The sequence below is a fragment of the Pseudomonas sp. OTU5201 genome (assembly GCF_038440135.1).
Taxonomy (GTDB): domain Bacteria; phylum Pseudomonadota; class Gammaproteobacteria; order Pseudomonadales; family Pseudomonadaceae; genus Metapseudomonas; species Metapseudomonas resinovorans.
Window position 1 is genome coordinate 94,753 of sequence record NZ_JASATC010000015.1, and the last position, 19,098, is coordinate 113,850.

Here is a 19,098-nt window from a genome sequence, read left to right on the forward strand (position 1 = left end):
CCAATGCTCGGGTGGTAAGCGTCGGGTATGGAAGATGCGCAGGACCTGCAGTCAATCGCCACGCACGCGATAGGGGATGAGGTACGGGTGGTTGGGCATGGTCCATTCGCGAGTGCCGGCAATACGTCCTTCGCGTCCCATGGCAGGGAAGCGCGCCAACTGCTGTATGTCGGCCAGGATGGCCTGGACTACCTGCTGCCTGCGGATTGTCCCGAGCGATTTAGGTGGCTTCTTCGTCCAGGTTCCGCAGCGCCTTGCGCAGCCATTCAATACGCATTGCCGTTCCATTTCTCCAGGATGGCTCGTACTTCTTCGGGAGTGGCGAAGTCGCCTTCATCGGCCTCTTTCACTGCCTGTTGGACTTCGTCGATCTGCCAGCTTTCTCGGCGGATGTATTCGCTCAGAGCCTCCTGGGCGAGCGTGTCGGTGCTGCGGCCGGTCGCTTTTGCCAGTTTCGCCAGGCGGGCGGCGATGTCGTCGGGCAGGTTGAGGGGGGCAACTGACATGGCGGTCTCGATCGGTGGATTGGCAATGCGCTTGAGTGCACACCCTGGCGCAACCCGTGGAGTTCCTCGTCCCGGTGTGTGAGTGCTCCGCTTCTGCAGGCATCCCAAATCCACCAATGCCACTATCGGCATCTTTTCGCCAACCGCCATCTAGCCTTCGCAATCCCTCCCTAGCATCCACCTCGTCGAGCCATGCACCTGTGCATGCCAACCGCTTAACGAGGTACCGCCATGACCCCAGCCAATCAGCACGCCACCCATATGAAGGTGCGTGATATCCACAAGCGCTTCGGCCATTTCACCGCACTTGGCGGGGTTTCGCTGGATATCGCCGAAGGCGAACTGGTCTGCCTGCTGGGGCCGTCCGGCTGCGGCAAGACCACGCTGCTGCGCTGCATTGCCGGCCTGGAACAGCAGGACAGCGGCACGCTGCACATGGGCTCGCGGGATATCTCGCGCCTGCCGCCCCAGGCCCGTGACTACGGCATCCTGTTTCAGTCCTATGCGCTGTTCCCGAACCTGACGGTGGAGCAGAACATCGCCTATGGTCTGTCCGGCAGCCGCCGCGAGCAGGTCCGCGCCCGTGTCGTCGAGATGCTGGAGTTGGTAGGGCTGGCCGGCAGCGAGAAGAAGTTCCCCGGCCAGCTTTCCGGTGGCCAGCAGCAGCGCGTGGCCTTGGCCCGTGCCCTGGCGCCGGCGCCGTCCCTGTTGCTGCTGGACGAACCCATGTCGGCGCTGGACGCCCGTGTCCGCGAACACCTTTGCACCGAGCTGCGCCAGCTGCAGAAGCGCCTCGGCATCACCACCCTGATGGTCACCCACAATCAGGACGAGGCCATGCTGATGGCCGACCGTATCGCGGTGATGAACCAGGGTCGCGTCGAGCAGTACGCCACGCCCCAGGACATCTACCGCCAGCCGGCCACGCCCTTCGTCGCCGAGTTCGTCGGCCAGGGCAACTGGCTGCCTTTCGAGTCCCGCCAGAACGGTCATGCGCGTGTCGGCAGCCTCGATCTGCGCCTGCCCGAGTCGACCAACGGTGCCGCCAGCGGGCGCCTGTTCTGCCGGCCGGAAGCCATCGCCATCAACCCCTCCGAGCAGCAGGACAACCGTTTCCGCGCCCAGGTTCGGGAGATCACTTTCCTCGGCAACCGCTGCCGCATGAGCTTCGAGCTGGAGCAACTGCCGGGCCATCCCCTGCTGGCCGAGCTGGCCCCTGAAAGCCTGCCGCGCCTGGGCACGTCGGATATCTGGGTGGCCTTGCCCGCCCGCAGCCTGCAGGTGTTCGCCTGAGATGGACGCCGTGATCAAGCTGGAAAAATGTCGTGCCAAGGGCTCCCTTCGCGCCGAGCTGGGCGACCGACTCTTCGTGGCGGGTGGCAAGTACCTACTGCTGGGCTTTTTGACCCTCGCCGTGCTGCTGCCGCTGCTGGCCATTTTCTGGCGTGGCTTCAGCGGCGAAGCGGGGCAGGGCGGCGGCTTCGCGGCAGCCCGTGAGCTGTTCGCCAGCGCCAACTTCCACTGGTTGCTGGGCAACAGCCTGAAGGTGTCCCTCAGTGTGGCCGCCATCGTGGTGCCCACCGCCTACCTGTTCGCCTACGCCCTGCAACGCACGCTGATTCCGGCCAAGGGCCTGTGGCGTGGCATCTCCCTGCTGCCGTTGCTGGCGCCGTCGATGCTGCCGGGCATCGCGTTGATCTACCTGTTCGGCAACCAGGGCCTGTTGCGCGACTGGCTGCCGGACAACATCTACGGCTTCTGGGGCATCGTTCTTGGTGAAGCCATCTACACCTTCCCCCATGCGTTGATGGTGCTGCTCTCGGCCCTGGGCATGGCGGATGCGCGCTTGTTCGACGCCGCCGCCAGCATGGGTGCCGGTCCCTGGAAGGCCTTCCGCAGCATCACTTGGCCTGCCACTCGCCAAGCCGTGTTTGCCGCCTTCTGCCTGGTGTTCACCCTGACCATTACTGACTTCGGTGTGCCCGTGGTCGTCGGTGGCGACTATCAGGTGTTGGCGCTGGAGGCCTACAAGGCCGTCGTCGGTCAGCAGCAGTTCGGCCGTGGAGCGCTGATCGGCATGGTGCTGTTGCTGCCGGCACTGCTCAGTTTCGGCGTCGATGCCTGGCTGCGTCGTCGTCAGGGCGAGGCCATGAGCGGTCGTGCCCAGGTCTTTCACCCGGCGCCGTCGCGGGGGCGTGATGCCTGCTTCCTGGCCTTGGTGCTGGTGGTTTGCGCCATCCTCCTGCTGGTGCTGGGCATGGCGGTGTATTCGTCCCTGGTGAAGTTCTGGCCCTACAACCTGTCGCTGTCCCTGCGTCATTACGCCTTCGAGGAAACCGCAGGCGGCGGATGGCTGGCCTACCGCAACAGCCTTACCCTGGCCACCTGCACGGCAATTTTCGGCAGCGCGCTGATCTTCACCGGCGCCTACCTGATGGAGAAAACCCGTGGCCAGCAGTGGCTGAACCAGTCGCTGCGCTTCCTGAGCTTCGTGCCAATGGCCGTCCCCGGCCTGGTGCTCGGCCTCGGTTACGTGTTCTTTTTCAACCTGCCGGGCAACCCGCTGCATGCCCTCTACGGCAGCATGGCCTTGTTGGTGATCTGCTCCATCGCGCACTTCCTCACCACAGCGCAGATGACCGCCACCACCGCGTTGCGTCAGCTGGATGGCGAGTTCGAAGCCGCCGCGCTGTCGCTCAAGGCCCCGCTCTGGCGCCACTACCTGCGGGTGTCGGTGCCGATCTGCCTGCCGGCGCTGCTGGACATCATCCGCTACCTGTTCGTTTCGGCCATGACCACGGTGTCCGCCGCGATCTTCCTCTACAGCCCGGACAGCATCCTCGCCGCCGTGGCGGTGCTGAACATGGACGACGCCGGCAACGTCGGCGGCGCGGCCGCCATGTCCACCCTGATCCTGCTCACCTCGGCTGCCGTATCCCTGCTGCTGGCCTGGACCTCGCGCGGCTTGCTACGCCGGTCCCAGGCCTGGCGCCAGGGCGCGCCGGCCACCGCCTGAACAACCACAACCGCAAGCCAATCCCGACAAGGAGCTTTCCATGTTCAAACGCCTCGCTCTCGCCGCCGCCGTGATGGCCGGCTTCAGCCTCCAGGCCCAGGCCGCTACCACGCTTACCGTCTACACCGCCCTGGAAGCCGAACAGCTGTCCGCCTACAAGAAGGCCTTCGAAGCGCAGAACCCGGATATCGAGATCAAGTGGGTGCGCGACTCCACCGGCATCATCACCGCCAAGCTGCTGGCCGAGAAGGATCGCCCGCAAGCCGACGCCGTCTGGGGCCTGGCCGCCTCCAGCCTGGCCATCCTCGATGCGCAGGGCATGCTGGAGACGTACGCGCCCAAGCACCTGGAAACCATCGGCGCCAACTACCGCGACGCCGCCAACCCGCCGGCCTGGGTGGGCATGGATGTCTGGGCCGCCACGATCTGCTTCAACACCGTGGAAGCCGAGAAGCAGGGTCTGACCAAGCCGGTGAGCTGGGAAGACCTGACCAAGCCCGAGTACAAGGGCAAGATCGTGATGCCCAACCCGGCGTCCTCCGGCACTGGCTTCCTCGATGTCAGCGCCTGGCTGCAAACCTTCGGTGAGAAGCAGGGCTGGGCCTACATGGATCGCCTGCACCAGAACATCGGTCAGTACGTCCACTCCGGCTCCAAACCGTGCAAGCTGGCCGCCGCCGGCGAGTTCCCCATCGGCATTTCCTTCGAATACCCCGCCGTGCAGCTGAAGCGCCAGGGCGCGCCGCTGGACATCGTCCTGCCGAAGGAAGGCCTGGGTTGGGAAATCGAAGCCACTGGCATCGTCAAAGGCACTGACCAACTGGAAGCAGCGAAGAAACTCGCCGACTTCTCCGCCAGCCCGGCGGCCATGGAGCTGTACAAGGAGAACTTCGCCGTGCTCGCCGCCCCCGGCATCGCCAAGCCGCAGACCGAACTGCCGGCCGACTACGAGCAGCGCCTGATCAAGAACGACTTCGCCTGGGCCTCGCAGAACCGCGACCAGATCCTGGCCGAATGGCGCAAACGTTACGACGGCAAGTCCGAGAAGTTGCCGCAGTAATACACAAGCCTGGCCTCATGCACGGTTAGCCCCTCTCCCTCTGGGAGAGGGGTTGGGGTGAGGGATGCCAGGCCCCGCTCGATTTCAAGGAGTCACCCATGCCCTTGCAAGACACCGATATCGCCATCGTCGGCGCCGGCATCCTCGGCCTTTCCCACGCCTACGCCGCCGCCCGGCGCGGTCTGCGCGTCAGCGTCTTCGAACGCAGCGCCACACCGCTGGGCGCCTCGGTGCGCAACTTCGGTCAGGCCCTGGTCACTGGCCAGCCGCCTGGCCCCATGCATGCCTTGGCCCGTGACAGCCGTGAAATCTGGGCCGGCTGGGCCGAAGGCGCCGGCTTCCAGATACGCCGCAACGGCTCCCTGTTGTTCGCCCGCACCCGCGCCGAGGAAGAGCTGCTGGAAGCCTTCTGCGAAGTGCGCGCGCCGGAACACGGCTACCGCGTCGAATTGCTGCATGGCGAGCGCCTGCACGACCTCTACCAGGGGCAGTTCAGCCACCACCGCGCGGCATTGCTCGGCCTGGACGACCAGCAGATCTATTCCCGCGAGGCCATTCCCGCGCTGGTGGACTACTTGCGCCGCGAGCATGGCGTCGAATTCCATTTCTCCACCCTGGTGCGCGAGGTCGAACCGGGGGTTATCCACAGCACCCAGGGCAGTTGCCGCGCGGAGCAGATCGTCATCTGCTCGGGGCACGACTACCAGACGCTGCTGGCTGAACAGATCGCGCCGCTGCAACCCCAGGTGTGCCGCCTGCAGATGCTGCGGGTGCGCCCGGAGCACGACTTCGGCCTGAACCAGGCGGTGCTCACCGGCCTCAGCTGCGTGCACTACGGCGCCTTCGCCGACCTGCCGGAAGCCGAGGCCATTCGCGAGCAGATCCAGAACGAACAGCCGGAACTGGAAGAGCACGGCATTCACCTGCTGGTGAGCCCGACGCCCTACGGTGAGCTGATCGTCGGTGACTCCCACCACTACGGCAGCGACGCCTCGCCCTTCAACGCCGAAGCCGTGGACGACATCATGCTGGAACTGGCCGAGCACACCCTGGGCACCCGTCTGCAGGTAGTGGAGCGCTGGCAGGGCGTATACGGCGCGCGTGGACCGGGGCCCTTCTCGGTGCTCAAGGCAGCGCCCGGGGTGACCGCCGTGCTGATGCACAGCGGCGTGGGCATGAGCGTCGGACCGGCGCTGGGCGAGCGGACCATGGCGGGGTTGCTGGGCTGATTCGGGTAGCGAATGGCCATGTCTCTGTGGGGGCGAATGAATTCGCCCCCACAGAGAAGCGTGCCCCACGTGGGCGCTTCTCAATCCAGCCGCTTGTGCACCCGCATCACCGCAACGGTGAGCATCACCAGGGTGAACACCAGCAGCACCACCAGCTCCAGCCAGAGGTCGGCCAGGCCGGCACCGCGCAGCATGATGCCGCGGGTCAGGCGCAGGAAGTGGGTGAGCGGCAGGATTTCGGCGATCCACTGCGCCGCCTTCGGCATGCCGGCGAAGGGAAACATGAAGCCGGACAGCAGGATCTGCGGCAGGAAGGTGAAGAAGGCCATTTGCATAGCCTGGAACTGGCTCTGCGCCAGGGTGGAAATGAACACCCCCAGGGTCAGGCTGGCGAAGATGAACACCAGCGACGCGCCGTAAAGCTCCAGCAGCGAACCGCGTACCGGCACGTCGAACAGCCACAGCCCCACCAGCAGGATCACCGTCACTTGCACCACGCCGATGCCGACGAAGGGCAGCACCTTGCCCAGGGTCAGTTCCCAGGGTGACAGCGGCGTGGTGATCAGCAGTTCCATGTTGCCGCGTTCCCGTTCGCGCACCAGGGCGATGGCGGTGAACAGCACCATGGTCATGGTGAGGATCACGCCGATCAACCCAGGCACGGTGTTCAGCGGCGCCAGGCGTTCGGGGTTGTAGAAATTCACCACTTGCACGCCCGTGAGGCTGGGCCAGCCGGGCAGCGGGTAGGCGGCGAGTTGTCGCGCGGAGGCCTGCACCACCTGGTCGGAGCCATCCACCACCAGTTGCAGTGGCGGGCGGTCCTTGCGTTGCAGGCGGGCCTCAAAATCGGGCGGGACCACCAGGGCGGCGCTGATGCTGCCATCGCGCAGCAGCGCGTCCAGCTGTTGCGGGCTGCTGAGCTTGTAGCGGAAGTCCAGCACCTGGCTGGCGCCGAGTTCGGCCACCACTTCGCGGGAGCGGGCAGTGTCGGCCTGGTCCAGCACGGCCGCGTGCAGGCCGCGCACGTCCATGTTGATGGCGTAGCCGAAGAGCACCAGTTGCATGATGGGAATGCCGACGATCATGGCGAAGGTGAGCCGGTCGCGGCGCAGCTGGCGCAGTTCCTTGAGGACGATGGCTCCCAGGCGGCGCAGGTTCATGACGGCGCTCCGGCTCGTTCCAGCGGGCGGTGGGTGACAGCGACGAAGACGTCTTCGAGGTTGGCTTCGGTGGGGGTCACCTCGGCTTCGATGCCTGCGGCAGCGAGGCGCTGGGCGATGCGCTCCTGGGCATCTTCCACGGCACTGAGCACCCGCAGCGAGGCGCCGATCTGGGCCATGGCGATGACCTCTTCGGCACCTTGCAGGCAACGCTGGGCCCGGCGTGGCTGGGCGCATTCCACCAGCATCGGCCGGCCGGGCAGGGAGGCCATCAGTTCCGCCGGGCTGCCGTCGGCCACCAGGCGGCCGGCGTCGAGAATGCCCAGGCGGGTGCAGCGCTCGGCTTCGTCCATGTAATGGGTGGAGACCAACAGGGTGGTGCCGGCTTCGGCCAGCTCGAACAGCGAATCCCAGAATTCCCGGCGCGACTGTGGGTCCACCGCGCTGGTGGGTTCGTCGAGCAGCAGCAGGTCGGGCTTGTGCAATACGGCGCCGGCCAGGGCCAGGCGTTGCTTCTGGCCGCCGCTCATGGTTCCGGCGAGTTGCTTGCGGCGGTCCGCCAGCCAATAGCGTTCCAGCAGTTCGTCGATGCGCTGGCGCGCTTCGCGGCGGTCCAATCCCTGGACGGTGGCGAGGAACTCCAGGTTCTCGCCCACCGTCAGGTCTTCGTAGAGGGAGAATTTCTGGGTCATGTAGCCGATGCGCCGCTTCAGTTCTTCGGCGTCCTGGGGGATGCGGCAGCCGAGCACTTCAATCTCGCCGGCGCTGGGCAGCAGCAGGCCGCAGAGCATGCGGATGGTGGTGGACTTGCCGCAGCCATTGGGGCCGAGAAAGCCGAACACTTCGGCGCGGTTGACGTGCAGGTTCAGTCCGTCGACGGCCGTGAGCTGACCGAAGCGCTTGGTCAGGCCTCTGGCGCGGATCACTGCTTCATGGTTGTTCATGGCTGACTCGCTCTGCCTGCACCGGCAGGCCCGCGGGCAGCTTGCGTGCCGCGTCCCCCTGCAATACCAGTTCAGCGCGATAGACCAGGCGGCTGGCATCCTCGCCGGTCAGCGCGAAGTAAGGGGTGAAACTCGATTCGCTGGCGATACTGCGCACGGTGGCGTCGAAGGGTTCGGCCACGCCTTCCACCTTCACCTTGAGCGCATCGCCGATGGCGATCTGCGGGCGCACGGAGGCCGGCACATAGACCCGGGCATAGGGCGAGTCGCCCACCAGCAGGCTGACCAGTTCGGCGTTCACGGGGGGCTGGTCACCGGGCTTGAAGGGCAGGGCGTCCACCCGGCCAGCACGGGGTGCACGCAGGCTGAGGTGCTCGCGGGTGACCTGCAGTTGCGCCAGGCGGCCCTGGGCGGCCTGGAGCAGGGCGGTGGCCTGCTCGATCTGTTCCGGGCGGGTGCCGTTGGTGAGCTCGCGCAGTTGGGCGTCGGCGTTGTTCACCGCGGCGAGGGCCTGGTCGCGTGCGGCGCGGGCGCGGTCCAGTTCGGCGATGGCCACCTGGCGGCGTTGGTAAAGGGTCGAGATGCGTTGAAAGTTGCGCTCGGTATCGGTCAGCTCCGCGCGGCTGCGGGTGAGGGTGGCGCGGGCGGCGTCCATGGTTTCGCTGCGCGCACCGTTGGTGAGTTCGTCCAGTCGCGCCTTTGCCTGGCCGACATCGCCCTCGGCTTCCTTGAGCCGAGCGTCGAGGCGGCGGGGGTCGAGTTCCAGCAGCAGTTGGCCTTCCTGCACCCGGTCACCTTCGACTACGCGCCAGGCAAGGATGGTTTCCGAGGCTTCGGCGGGCAGGCCGATGCGGTCCCATTCCAGGGTGCCGAGCAAGGGTTCTCGGGCGGGGTCTTCACAGCCGCTGAGCAACACGAAGGCCATCAGGCAAGGAAGCAAGCATTTCATGGCTTCACCTCCAGGCCACGTTCGAGCAGGGCAAGGATGTGCTTCACCATGGCTTCGTCGCCCAGCTCCGGGCTGGCGAAAATGCCGCGCCAGATCTGTCCGGCGGCGTAGGGCAGCATCACCAGGCCGACCAGCGAGACCACCAGCAGGCGGGGGTCGATATCGGGGTTGAGGTGGCCGCCCGCCTGGGCCTTGGCAAAGCGTTCGGCCAGCAGCATGGGCACCATGGGGGCGAAACGGGACGTGAGCATTTCGCGCAGAGCGCCGCCTTCGCAGAGTATTTCGCGTACCCAGAGCGGCGGCAGCCAGGGGTTCCTGCGGAGGTTGGCGCTCATGCCGCGAACGAAGGCACCGACCAGTTCCAGTGGATCATCGCCAACCTGCTGCAGGCGTTCGGCCATGCCCTGGAACAGGGGCAACAGGCGTTCTTCCACCACGGCATCCACCAGGCGTTCCTTGTTGCCGAAGTAGTAGTTGACCAGGGCAGGCGTCACCCCAGCCTGCTGGGCGATGCCACGCAGGCTGGCCGCGTGGATGCCGATATGGGCGAAGGCGTCGGTGGCAGCGTTCAGCAGGCGTTCGCGCTGGAACTGGGAATCGCCTGTGGGGCGACCGGGGGAGCGGGGGCGGGTCACGGTAACTTTCTCCGGACAAGTGAAGATGTTTTATTTAAATATGCATTTAATTAATTAACAACGAGAAGCCGACGAATGCACAGGCGGATCTGGACGACATACAGATAGCAAGCTAATAATAAGTTTTGTATATAGCCCGTCGGTTCCGACGGGCTATCTTCATTACCTATTTGAACCACCTTTGGACCTTGCCTGTGCGCGATACCCTGCGTGCGTTCCTGGCGCCTGATATCCCGGCGCTGCAATTCGCGATCAAGACCCTGCTGGGCGGCGCCATAGCGCTCTGGTGCGCATTCCGCTTCGACCTGCAGCAGCCGCAGTGGGCGTTGATGACCGCCTTCATCGTCGCCCAGCCGCTGTCGGGCATGGTGGTGCAGAAGGGCCTGGCGCGATTGCTCGGCACCCTGGTGGGCACCGTGATGTCGGTAACGATTGTCGGTCTGTTCGCCCAGACGCCCTGGTTGTTCCTGCTGGCACTGGCGACCTGGCTGGGCATCTGTACTGCCGCCTCGACCATGATGCGCAGCGCCTGGTCTTATTCTTTCGTGCTGGCCGGCTACACGGTCGCCATCATCGGCCTGCCCGCCATCGCTCATCCGCTGACGGTGTTCGACCAGGCGGTGGCGCGCTCGACGGAGATCTGCCTTGGGATCATCTGCGCCACGGCCACCAGTGCGTTGCTATGGCCGCAGCGGGTCGAGCGCCAGTTGGCCCGCCAGGCGCGGGATGCCTGGCAGTGCGGCATCCAGGCGGCGATTTCTGCCCTGAAGGGCGAGCGTCAGGAGCGCCAGGGCCTGCTCGGTGTGCTGGGACGCATCGTGGCTGTCGACGCCCAACGCGAGCACGCCTGGTTCGAGGGCCACCGCGGCCGCCAGCGCGCGGCGGCCCTGCAGGTGCTCAGCCGCGACCTGCTCAGCCTGTTGCGCTTGGCCCGTGGTGTCGCCCGTCAGTGGCGGCAACTGAGTGAAGGCGAAGCGGAAAGCTTGCGGCCTTGGCTGGAAGAAGTGGAGATGGCCCTGGCCGAGCCGGATGTGGCCTGGCTGGATGATGTTCGCCAACGCCTGCTGCACCTGTCGGAGGACGAGTCATATTCCACTGTCCAGCAATACTGCCTGGGGCGCATGGCGGTGGTGATGCGCCAGGCCGCCGAGGCGGTGGCTGCCATGTACGCGGTGGAGCGGGGCGACGCACCGGCGGACGCTCCGCCGCCATTGTCGACCCATCGTGATATCCAGACCGCCACCATCTACGGACTGCGCAGTGCCCTGGCTTTCCTCGGTCTGTCGGCATTCTGGCTGGCCACTGCCTGGACCTCGGCGGTCGGGGCGTTGACCCTGACCTGCGTGATCTGCGGCTTGTTCGCCAGCCGCGAGAACGCCGAGCAGATAGGTATGCTTTTTTTGCGCGGGATCGTTTACGCACTGCCGGTGGCCTTTGTCGTTGGCCAGGTACTCCTGCCCCAGCTCAGTGGTTTCCCGATGCTCTGCATGGCGCTGGGCGTGCCGCTGTTCTTCGGCGCGCTGGGTATGGCCAAGCCGGCTCTGGGCGCTACGGCTACGTCCTTCTGCCTGCATTTCATTGTGCTCTGCGCGCCACAGAACCTCATGCGCTTCGACGTCGGGCTGTTCTTCAACGAGGCGGTTTCCATGTTGCTGGGGGTGGGCTTCGCGGTGGTCGCGTTCCGCCTGATTCCGCTGCGCAATCCCATGTGGCATGGCCGGCGCCTGCTCAAGGCGTCGCTCGCCGATCTGGCGCGCCTGACCGGCGTGCGGCTGGCCGGTGCGGAGAACTGGTTCGGTGGGCGCATGGCCGACCGCCTGCTGCAACTGGCGCGACTCTACCCGGTGCTGCCGGAGCAGAGCCGTAGTCGCTGGGACGACGGCATTGCCAGCCTGGACCTGGGCGACGAATTGCTGCATCTGCGGCGTTGCCTGGCAGCTGCCGACAGGCCGCTCGGGGAGTCGGAGGACCGCTTCCTGCGCAAGCTAGAGCGCATCCTGCTGCAAGGTCCGGCACCCGGTCGCGCCCAGCTCCTCGATGAGCCCGCAAGGGAGTTGTTGGAGGCTTTACGCGGCGCGGGGCGGAGCATCGACCGTCGTCTGGCCCAGGCAGCATTGCTGCAGTTGCAGCAGAGCTGGCGGCAATGGTGTGAACAACAGGAGGCGAGCCATGGGCTTGCGTGAATGGTCCCTGGGCGGCGTGCTGCTCAGTCCCTTTCTGCTTTATGCGTTGCTGGCGCTGCTGGTGACCGGCGTGCTGCGCATCGGCCTGGCGCGAGTCGGGTTGGCGCGCTGGATCTGGCACGAAGCGCTGTTCGATTGTGCCCTGTATGTCTGTGTGCTGGCCGCGCTGGTTGCGCTGACCGGGCACTGGTAGAGGAGAAAAAGATGCGTTCCATGCTGCGTGTGCTGATAACTCTTTCCCTGGTCGTGGTGGCCCTGGTGGCCGGCTATGGCCTCTGGCAGCACTACATGCTTGCACCCTGGACCCGGGACGCGCGGGTCCGCGCCGACGTGGTGGTGATATCGCCGGATGTGTCCGGCTGGGTGATGGACCTCAAGGTTCAGGACAACCAGCAGGTGAAGGCGGGTGACTTGCTGCTTACCGTTGACCGCGAGCGCTATGTGGCGGCGATGGAAAAGGCCCGCGCCGTGGCCGATACGCGTCAACACCAGTTGCGCCTTCGCGAGCACGAGGCCTCCCGCCGCCAGCACCTCGGCCCCCAGGCCATCAGCGCGGAGCTGCGTGAGAACGCCCTGATCACGGCTGAGGTCGCCCGTGCCGAATTCCGCGAGGCCCAGGCTGAACTCAAGGTGGCCGAACTGAACCTCGCCCGCAGCGAACTGCGCGCGCCGCGCAACGGGCAGGTGACCAACTTGCGCCTCGCCCAGGGCAACTACGTGAGTGCCGGTCAGCCGGTCATGGCGCTGGTGGACGACGGCTCGTTCTATGTCCAGGCCTACTTCGAGGAAACCAAGCTGCCGCGCATCAAGGTCGGCGCACCAGTGAAGGTCTGGCTGATGAGTGCCGGCGAACCGCTCGCCGGCAAGGTGGAAAGCATCAGCCGTGGGATCACCGACCGCAATGCGATTCCGGATACCCAGCTGCTGGCCAATGTCGAACCGACCTTCAACTGGGTGCGCCTGGCCCAGCGGATTCCAGTGCGGATCAAACTGGACAAGGTGCCGGAGGACGTGATCCTGAGCGCCGGGATGACGGCCAGTGTGACGGTGGAGGAGTAGGGCAGGCCTTCGGCCTGCTTGGCGAATGAATTCGCCCCCACAGGTGCGGTAACTCAGCGCCAAAAAAAAAGCCCGGATCGAGTCCGGGCTTTTCCATATCCAGCGCAACCTCAACCGATGGTGATCGGCGGCAGCTCTGGTAGCTCCACCGACAGCTGCTGTTTGGGCGCCAGCACTTCGGCTTCGCCATCGACCACCTGTTCAGCGTTCTGGTTGAACACGCGGGTGGCGATGCGCACGCGGTTCTTCGGCAGTTTCTCGAGGATCTCCAGCTCCACGGTCAGGCTGTCGCCCAGCTTCACCGGGCGGGTGAACTTGAGCTGCTGGCCAAGGTAGATGCTGCCCGGGCCAGGCATTTCGCAGGCGATGGCGGCGCTGATCAGGGCGCCGGTGAACATGCCGTGGGCGATGCGCTCCTTGAACATCGTGGTCGCTGCATAGGCCGCGTCCAGGTGCACCGGATTGCGGTCGCCGGAAACGGCGGCGAACAGCTGGATGTGACGCTCTTCGACGGTGGTGGAGAAGGTGGCTTTCTGGCCGACCTCCAGGGCATCGTAGGTGAAGTTGGTTACCTGGCTCATGCGGTCTCCTTGGCTTGCGTTTGGTTGGGCCGACTGTGGGCAAGGGTCTGCTCCAGCCAGTCGATCAAGTCGCTGGTCACCTCGTCGCGGTTGCTCTCGTTGAGCAACTCGTGGCGGGCGCCGGGGTAAATGTTCAACTGCACGTTCCTGAGGCCGGCCCGGCGCAAGGCCGCGGCCAGATCCTGCAGGCGCCGGCCTTCGCTGACCGGGTCGCGTTCACCGCCTATCACCAGCATCGGCAGGTCGGGGTCGATCTGCGCCAGGTGCTTCGGCGGGGTGATGTTCTGAAGCCCGCCGAGCAGGTCGAGCCACAACTGGTTGGTGCAGCGGAAGCCGCAGAGCGGATCGTTGACGTATTTGTCCACTTCCTGCGGGTCGCGGCTGAGCCAGTCGAAGGCCGTACGGTTGGGCTTGAAGGCCTTGTTGAAGGAGCCGAAGGAGAGTAACTCCATCAGCGGGCTACGGCCTTCCTTGCCCTGGCGCCAGCGCTCGAACCGCGCTACCAGGCTGGCCACCTTGTACAGCGCCACCGGCTGGTAGTTGGAGCCGGAGAGGATGGCGCCCTGCAGGCTGCAGCTGTGCTGCATAAGGTAGGCCTGGCCGATGTAGCTGCCCATGCTGTGGCCCAGCAGGAGGATGGGCGCTTGCGGATGTTGTTGGCGGATATGGTGGTTGAGGCTGGCGAGGTCGTTGATGACCTTGCTCCAGCCGTCATCTGCGGCGTACTGACCGAGGACGCCATGCTCGGCGGTGCGGCCGTGTCCGCGCTGGTCGAGGGCATAGAGTTCGAACCCGGCGGCCACCAGGGCCTCACCCAGGCGGGCATAGCGGCCGCTGTGCTCGGCCATGCCGTGGGACAGCATGACCACCGCCCGGGGTGGTGCCTCGCCGGACCAGTGATTGACGTACAAGGGCACTGCATCGCTGGCGTCGAGCCAGAAGGCATCGTGGCGCATGGCCGATCCTTTTGCCGGGGAATCGACGCATTGTGCACGGGTGCGCTAGTGGCGCAAAGCCTGCTCAGCGGGGAGGGATGTTCTGGCGCTCGAGTATGCGCATGTATTCGCCGCTGGCCAGCAGGGTCTTGAGCCCGCGCTCGTACACATGCGCCCAGTCCGGCTGCCCGGGCTGCGGTGCGGTGAATCCCGCCAACAGGGGGATGCGTTCCAGGGCGGGGGACTGCCATTGGAGCTTGCCGCGCAGGTGCGCGTCCGTGGCGATCAGATACTGGCCCACCACACGCTCCAGCAGCACCAGGTCAAAACGCCGTGCCTCCAGCTTGCGCAGGTTGGAGATATCGTCCACCGCTTCCTCGGCGCGGAAACCCGAATGCAGCACGCTGGCCGGGTAGCCGTAGCCCCGAACTACGCCCACCTTGCGTCCCTTGAGTTCGGTGAGGTTCTTGAACCGGACCGGCGAGTCGGTGCGCACGAAGAATCCCAGCTCGCTATAGAACAGCGGCCGCGAGGCACGCAGGTTTTCCTCGACCACTTCCCGTGGCCAGAGGGCCAGAGCGCCCTGGTAGTGGCCGCTGTGCAGGGCGGCGCGAACACGGGCCCAGGGCAGAAAGTCCACCTGGACCTTGTAGCCCTGGGATGCGAAGGCACGGGTGGTGAGCTCGACGATGCTGCCGCCTTGCGGCAGGTACTGCGAGCAGTAGGGAGGGTATTCCAGAGTGGCCAGACGCAGGTCGGCCCGTACGCCGCAGCTGAGGAACAGGCAGGACAGCAGCGCACACAGGGCCAGGGGCAAACGCATGGGTGATAGGTAATCCGAATGTCATGTTCTTGTTCTGATGCTAGGCGAATCTAACTGGACTATCGGCAAGATTCACGTGGTCAATGACACTCGGTCGTGTATTTGCGCGCTGCGTCGGAACTGCTAAGTTCCGGGCAGCCCCGCAGTGCGGGCCAGACTATTTCAGGGATTCGAGGATAAGAACAATGCAACCTGATTTCTGGAGCGACAAACGCCCGGCCGGTGTGCCTAATCAAATCGATCTGGCCGCCTACAAGTCGGTGATCGAGGTGTTCGAGCGGTCCTGCAAGAAATTCGCCGACCGTCCGGCCTTCAGCAACCTGGGCGTGACCCTGACCTATGCGGAGCTGGATCGCCTGTCCGCCGCCTTCGCCGCCTACCTCCAGAAAAACACCGACCTTGCGCCCGGCGACCGTATCGCCGTGCAGATGCCCAACGTCCTGCAGTACCCCATTGCCGTGTTCGGTGCCCTGCGCGCCGGGCTCATTGTGGTCAACACCAACCCGCTCTACACCGCCCGCGAGATGCGTCATCAGTTCAAGGACGCCGGGGTGCGCGCGCTGGTCTACATCAACCTGTTCGGCAAGCTGGTCGAAGAGGTGCTGCCCGACACCGGTATCGAATACCTGATCGAGGCGCGCATGGGGGACATGCTGCCGAGCCTCAAGGGCTGGCTGGTGAACACCCTGGTGAAGAAGGTGAAGAAGATGGTCCCCGACTTCCACCTGCCCCAGGCGGTGCCCTTCAAGGAGGCACTGAAGCAGGGCCAGGGCCATGCGCTGAAGCCGGTCCGGGTGGGCCTGGACGACATCGCCGTGCTGCAGTACACGGGCGGCACCACCGGGGTGGCCAAGGGCGCCATGCTGACCCACGGCAACCTGGTGGCCAACATGCAGCAAGTGGACGCCTGCCTGTCGCAGCTGGGCCCGGACGGTGCGCCGCTGATGAAGCAGGGCCAGGAGATCATGATTGCGCCGCTGCCGCTGTATCACATCTATGCCTTCACCGCGAACTGCATGTGCATGATGGTCAATGGCAACCACAACATCCTCATCACCAACCCGCGCGACATCGGCGGCTTCATCAAGGAGCTGAAGAAGTGGCGCTTCTCCGCGCTGCTGGGCCTGAACACCCTGTTCGTGGCGCTGATGGACCACCCCGAGTTCAAGAACCTCGACTTCTCCAACCTCAAGGTCACCAACTCCGGCGGCACCGCGCTGGTCAAGGCCACTGCCGAACGCTGGCAGGCGATGACCGGCTGCTCGGTGGTGGAAGGCTACGGCCTGACCGAAACCTCCCCCGTGGCCAGCACCAACCCCTATGGCAGCCAGGCACGCCTGGGAACCGTGGGCATCCCGGTGCCGGGCACCGCGTTCAAGACCGTCGACGATGCGGGCAACGAACTGCCCCTCGGTGAGCGCGGCGAGCTGTGCATCAAGGGGCCGCAGGTGATGAAGGGCTACTGGCAGCGCCCCGAGGCGACGGCCGAAGTGCTGGACGCCGAGGGTTGGCTGAAGACCGGCGACATCGCCGTGATCGACCCGGATGGCTATGTGCGCATCGTCGACCGCAAGAAGGACCTGATCATCGTTTCCGGCTTCAACGTCTATCCGAACGAAATCGAGGATGTGGTCATGGCCCACCCGAAGGTGGCCAGCTGCGCGGCCATCGGCGTGCCTGACGACAAGTCCGGCGAGGCGGTGAAACTCTTCGTGGTGGCCCGCGAGGGCGGCGTCAGCGTCGAGGAGCTGAAGGCGTACTGCAAGGAGAACTTCACCGGCTACAAAGTGCCCAAGCACATCGTACTGAAGGACGCCCTGCCGATGACCCCGGTGGGCAAGATCCTGCGTCGCGAGCTTCGCGACATCGCTTGACCGAAAAGGGCAGGACGGGTCCTCCGTCCTGCCCTCGTTCTTCCCTCCGCGTGTGACCCACTTTCCGCCCCGGCCGCCCTGTCCGATTCGCTCATCTCGCTCCCCAGAACCCGTGAAAGCCCCGAAATACGCCGTTTGTCGGCGAATTAGAGTTTGGACTCCAAAGGTGACTGCTTCGCACCATTTTGGTCACTTTCGTGACTGTGTGGGGCTGGTTTGGTGCTGGTGGGCCCTTGGTAAAGCTGTTAATCTCGGCGCGTTTTTTTGCCCGCACGGGCGCACAATTGCACAGAACACAACAAACAACTGCCCCTTGGAGGGTAGTGAAATCAGCTGTTGCTTAGGAGTGGGCCTCCATGACCGATAACTTCTGGAAGGACAAGTACCCAGCGGGCGTTCCTGCCGAGATCAACGCCGACCAATACCCCAACGTCCAGGCGGTATTGAGGGAGTCCTGCCAACGCTTTGCCGACAAGCCCGCATTCAGCAACCTGGGCAAGACCCTCACCTACGGTGAGCTCTACGAACTCTCCGGCGCCTTCGCCGCCTACCTGCAGAATCACACCGACCTCAAGCCCGGCGACCGCATCGCCGTGCAGCTGCCGAATATCCTGCAGTACCCGGTGGTGGTGTTCGGCGCCATGCGTGCCGGCCTGATCGTCGTCAACACCAACCCGCTCTACACCGCGCGGGAAATGGAGCACCAGTTCAACGATTCCGGCGCCAAGGCCTTGGTCTGCCTGGCCAACATGGCTCACCTGGCCGAAGACGTGCTGCCCAAGACCGGCGTGAAGCACGTGATCGTTACCGAAGTGGGCGACTTGCTGCCGACCTTCAAGCGCTTGCTGGTCAATGCCGTGATCAAGCATGTGAAGAAGATGGTGCCGCCGTTCAGTCTGCCCCAGGCAGTCAAGCTCAACGATGCCCTGGCCAAGGGCCGTGGCCGTGCCGTCAAAGAGGCCAGCCCGCAGAGTGGCGACATTGCCGTGCTGCAGTACACCGGCGGCACCACTGGCGTGGCCAAGGGGGCGATGCTGACCCATCGCAACCTGATCGCCAACATGCTGCAGTGCAAGGCATTGATGGGCGCCAACCTGAACGAAGGTTGCGAGATTCTCATCACCCCCCTGCCGCTCTATCACATCTACGCCTTCACCTTCCATTGCATGGCGATGATGCTGACCGGCAACCACAATATCCTCATCTCCAACCCGCGCGACCTGCCGGCCATGACCAAGGAGCTGGCGAAGTACAAGTTCACCGGTTTCGTGGGGCTGAACACGCTGTTCGTGGCCCTGTGCAACAACGAGGACTTCCGCAAGCTGGACTTCTCCGCGCTGAAGCTGACCCTGTCCGGCGGCATGGCCCTGCAACTGGCCGCTGCCGAGCGCTGGAAGCAGGTCACCGGCTGCGCCATCTGCGAAGGCTACGGCATGACCGAGACCAGTCCGGTGGTGTCGGTGAACCCGTTCCAGAACATCCAGATCGGCACCATCGGCATTCCGGTGCCCTCCACCCAGTGCAAGGTGGTGGACGACGAAGGCAACGACGTTGGCCTGGGCGCGCCCGGCGAGCTGTGCGTGAAGGGGCCGCAGGTCATGAAGGGCTACTGGCAGCGCCAGGAAGCCACTGATGAAATGCTCGACGCCGACGGCTGGCTGAAGACCGGCGACGTTGCGGTGATCCAGGACGATGGCTTCATGCGCATCGTCGACCGCAAGAAAGATATGATCCTGGTCTCCGGCTTCAACGTGTATCCGAACGAACTGGAAGACGTGCTGGCGACCCTGTCGGGCGTGCTGCAGTGCGCTGCCATCGGCGTGCCGGACGAGAAATCCGGCGAGGCGATCAAGATGTTCGTGGTCGCCAAGCCCGGCGTCAGCCTCACCAAGGAGCAGGTGATGGAGCACATGCGCAGCAACCTCACCGGCTACAAGGTGCCGCGCGCCATCGAGTTCCGCGACGCGCTGCCGACCACCAACGTCGGCAAGATCCTGCGCCGCGAGCTGCGCGACGAAGAGCTGAAGAAGCTCAAGGCGAAGCAGGAGAAGGCTCAGGCCTGATTCCCATCGCTCTCGACAAGGCCTCGCGTATGCGGGGCCTTGTCGTTTCTGGCAGGGTGCGGCAACCGGGGTTTTTGGGGG

Annotated in this window: 17 protein-coding genes and 1 pseudogene; 9 read left to right on the plus strand and 9 right to left on the minus strand. The window is 65.0% G+C overall.

Going from position 1 to position 19,098, the window contains the following annotated elements; all coding sequences use genetic code 11:
- Window positions 1–51 precede the first annotated feature (51 nt).
- Both AAHM40_RS11850 and AAHM40_RS11855 read right to left on the minus strand, forming a co-directional pair.
- Window positions 52–220: pseudogene (locus AAHM40_RS11850) on the minus strand (type II toxin-antitoxin system RelE/ParE family toxin).
- Between the two features lie 46 nt (window positions 221–266).
- Window positions 267–506 (minus strand): CopG family ribbon-helix-helix protein, encoded by a 240-nt coding sequence (locus AAHM40_RS11855; RefSeq protein WP_342244818.1) that lies wholly within the window; start codon window positions 504–506, stop codon window positions 267–269.
- A 231-nt stretch (window positions 507–737) separates the two neighbouring features.
- Here AAHM40_RS11855 and AAHM40_RS11860 point away from each other — a divergent pair, with 231 nt between their 5' ends.
- The 4 genes from AAHM40_RS11860 (at window position 738) to AAHM40_RS11875 (ending at window position 5,811) form a co-directional block, all read left to right on the plus strand.
- Window positions 738–1,799 (plus strand): putative 2-aminoethylphosphonate ABC transporter ATP-binding protein, encoded by a 1,062-nt coding sequence (locus tag AAHM40_RS11860; RefSeq protein ID WP_342244819.1) that lies wholly within the window; start codon window positions 738–740, stop codon window positions 1,797–1,799.
- Window position 1,800: 1 nt separating this feature from the next.
- Window positions 1,801–3,522 (plus strand): putative 2-aminoethylphosphonate ABC transporter permease subunit, encoded by a 1,722-nt coding sequence (locus tag AAHM40_RS11865; RefSeq protein WP_342244820.1) that lies wholly within the window; start codon window positions 1,801–1,803, stop codon window positions 3,520–3,522.
- Between the two features lie 40 nt (window positions 3,523–3,562).
- On the plus strand, window positions 3,563–4,582 hold the full coding sequence (locus AAHM40_RS11870) for a putative 2-aminoethylphosphonate ABC transporter substrate-binding protein (RefSeq protein ID WP_342244821.1): 1,020 nt from the start codon (window positions 3,563–3,565) through the stop codon (window positions 4,580–4,582).
- Window positions 4,583–4,680: 98 nt separating this feature from the next.
- Window positions 4,681–5,811, plus strand: a complete 1,131-nt coding sequence (locus AAHM40_RS11875) for a TIGR03364 family FAD-dependent oxidoreductase (RefSeq protein ID WP_342244822.1) — start codon at window positions 4,681–4,683, stop codon at window positions 5,809–5,811.
- Window positions 5,812–5,891: 80 nt separating this feature from the next.
- Here the strand turns inward: AAHM40_RS11875 and AAHM40_RS11880 are convergent, their stop codons facing one another.
- The 4 genes from AAHM40_RS11880 to AAHM40_RS11895 are packed head-to-tail and all read right to left on the minus strand — an operon-like array spanning window position 5,892 to window position 9,499.
- Window positions 5,892–6,971, minus strand: a complete 1,080-nt coding sequence (locus AAHM40_RS11880; protein ID WP_342244823.1) for an ABC transporter permease — start codon at window positions 6,969–6,971, stop codon at window positions 5,892–5,894.
- Window positions 6,968–7,915 carry an ABC transporter ATP-binding protein gene (locus tag AAHM40_RS11885; protein ID WP_342244824.1) on the minus strand — a complete coding sequence of 316 codons (948 nt, stop codon included), beginning with the start codon at window positions 7,913–7,915 and terminating at the stop codon, window positions 6,968–6,970. Before AAHM40_RS11885 ends, AAHM40_RS11880 begins: the two co-directional genes overlap by 4 nt.
- Window positions 7,902–8,864, minus strand: a complete 963-nt coding sequence (locus tag AAHM40_RS11890) for an HlyD family secretion protein (RefSeq protein ID WP_342244825.1) — start codon at window positions 8,862–8,864, stop codon at window positions 7,902–7,904. The genes AAHM40_RS11885 and AAHM40_RS11890 overlap by 14 nt, the downstream gene beginning before the upstream one ends.
- Window positions 8,861–9,499, minus strand: a complete 639-nt coding sequence (locus tag AAHM40_RS11895; protein WP_342244826.1) for a TetR/AcrR family transcriptional regulator — start codon at window positions 9,497–9,499, stop codon at window positions 8,861–8,863. The genes AAHM40_RS11890 and AAHM40_RS11895 overlap by 4 nt, the downstream gene beginning before the upstream one ends.
- Before the next feature lie 194 nt (window positions 9,500–9,693).
- Between AAHM40_RS11895 and AAHM40_RS11900 the strand changes: the two genes are divergently transcribed.
- The 3 genes from AAHM40_RS11900 to AAHM40_RS11910 are packed head-to-tail and all read left to right on the plus strand — an operon-like array spanning window position 9,694 to window position 12,741.
- Complete coding sequence (locus tag AAHM40_RS11900; protein ID WP_342244827.1) at window positions 9,694–11,682, plus strand: FUSC family protein; 1,989 nt, start codon at window positions 9,694–9,696, stop codon at window positions 11,680–11,682.
- Window positions 11,669–11,875: a DUF1656 domain-containing protein gene (locus AAHM40_RS11905; RefSeq protein ID WP_028626407.1), complete on the plus strand. Its 207-nt coding sequence runs from the start codon at window positions 11,669–11,671 to the stop codon at window positions 11,873–11,875. Before AAHM40_RS11900 ends, AAHM40_RS11905 begins: the two co-directional genes overlap by 14 nt.
- Window positions 11,876–11,886: 11 nt before the next feature.
- On the plus strand, window positions 11,887–12,741 hold the full coding sequence (locus AAHM40_RS11910; protein ID WP_342244828.1) for an HlyD family secretion protein: 855 nt from the start codon (window positions 11,887–11,889) through the stop codon (window positions 12,739–12,741).
- Window positions 12,742–12,851: 110 nt separating this feature from the next.
- On the opposite strand, the gene AAHM40_RS11915 is transcribed toward AAHM40_RS11910, so the two are convergent.
- The 3 genes from AAHM40_RS11915 to AAHM40_RS11925 all read right to left on the minus strand — a co-directional run bounded on the left by AAHM40_RS11915 (window position 12,852) and on the right by AAHM40_RS11925 (window position 15,080).
- Complete coding sequence (locus AAHM40_RS11915; protein ID WP_342244829.1) at window positions 12,852–13,322, minus strand: MaoC family dehydratase; 471 nt, start codon at window positions 13,320–13,322, stop codon at window positions 12,852–12,854.
- On the minus strand, window positions 13,319–14,278 hold the full coding sequence (locus tag AAHM40_RS11920) for an alpha/beta hydrolase (protein WP_342244830.1): 960 nt from the start codon (window positions 14,276–14,278) through the stop codon (window positions 13,319–13,321). The genes AAHM40_RS11915 and AAHM40_RS11920 overlap by 4 nt, the downstream gene beginning before the upstream one ends.
- 64 nt (window positions 14,279–14,342) lie before the next feature.
- Complete coding sequence (locus AAHM40_RS11925) at window positions 14,343–15,080, minus strand: substrate-binding periplasmic protein (RefSeq protein WP_342244831.1); 738 nt, start codon at window positions 15,078–15,080, stop codon at window positions 14,343–14,345.
- Between the two features lie 185 nt (window positions 15,081–15,265).
- On the opposite strand from AAHM40_RS11925, the gene fadD2 reads away from it, so the two are divergent.
- Both fadD2 and fadD1 read left to right on the plus strand, forming a co-directional pair.
- Complete coding sequence (fadD2, locus tag AAHM40_RS11930) at window positions 15,266–16,954, plus strand: long-chain-fatty-acid--CoA ligase FadD2 (protein WP_342244832.1); 1,689 nt, start codon at window positions 15,266–15,268, stop codon at window positions 16,952–16,954.
- 356 nt (window positions 16,955–17,310) lie between these two features.
- The gene (gene fadD1 / locus AAHM40_RS11935) at window positions 17,311–19,017 is read left to right on the plus strand and encodes a long-chain-fatty-acid--CoA ligase FadD1 (protein WP_342244833.1); all 1,707 of its coding nucleotides are present in this window, start codon (window positions 17,311–17,313) and stop codon (window positions 19,015–19,017) included.
- Window positions 19,018–19,098: the final 81 nt, after the last annotated feature.

Bases quoted from the DNA above. Each gene is read 5' to 3' on its own strand.
- AAHM40_RS11875 (WP_342244822.1), top strand. From the start codon at position 4,681: ATGCCCTTGCAAGACACCGATATCGCCATCGTCGGCGCCGGCATCCTC.
- AAHM40_RS11890 (WP_342244825.1), bottom strand. From the start codon at position 8,864: ATGAAATGCTTGCTTCCTTGCCTGATGGCCTTCGTGTTGCTCAGCGGC.
- AAHM40_RS11905 (WP_028626407.1), top strand. From the start codon at position 11,669: ATGGGCTTGCGTGAATGGTCCCTGGGCGGCGTGCTGCTCAGTCCCTTT.
- AAHM40_RS11855 (WP_342244818.1), bottom strand. From the start codon at position 506: ATGTCAGTTGCCCCCCTCAACCTGCCCGACGACATCGCCGCCCGCCTG.
- AAHM40_RS11925 (WP_342244831.1), bottom strand. From the start codon at position 15,080: ATGCGTTTGCCCCTGGCCCTGTGTGCGCTGCTGTCCTGCCTGTTCCTC.
- AAHM40_RS11910 (WP_342244828.1), top strand. From the start codon at position 11,887: ATGCGTTCCATGCTGCGTGTGCTGATAACTCTTTCCCTGGTCGTGGTG.
- AAHM40_RS11870 (WP_342244821.1), top strand. From the start codon at position 3,563: ATGTTCAAACGCCTCGCTCTCGCCGCCGCCGTGATGGCCGGCTTCAGC.
- AAHM40_RS11920 (WP_342244830.1), bottom strand. From the start codon at position 14,278: ATGCGCCACGATGCCTTCTGGCTCGACGCCAGCGATGCAGTGCCCTTG.
- fadD2 (WP_342244832.1), top strand. From the start codon at position 15,266: ATGCAACCTGATTTCTGGAGCGACAAACGCCCGGCCGGTGTGCCTAAT.
- AAHM40_RS11860 (WP_342244819.1), top strand. From the start codon at position 738: ATGACCCCAGCCAATCAGCACGCCACCCATATGAAGGTGCGTGATATC.
- AAHM40_RS11885 (WP_342244824.1), bottom strand. From the start codon at position 7,915: ATGAACAACCATGAAGCAGTGATCCGCGCCAGAGGCCTGACCAAGCGC.
- fadD1 (WP_342244833.1), top strand. From the start codon at position 17,311: ATGACCGATAACTTCTGGAAGGACAAGTACCCAGCGGGCGTTCCTGCC.
- AAHM40_RS11915 (WP_342244829.1), bottom strand. From the start codon at position 13,322: ATGAGCCAGGTAACCAACTTCACCTACGATGCCCTGGAGGTCGGCCAG.
- AAHM40_RS11880 (WP_342244823.1), bottom strand. From the start codon at position 6,971: ATGAACCTGCGCCGCCTGGGAGCCATCGTCCTCAAGGAACTGCGCCAG.
- AAHM40_RS11865 (WP_342244820.1), top strand. From the start codon at position 1,801: ATGGACGCCGTGATCAAGCTGGAAAAATGTCGTGCCAAGGGCTCCCTT.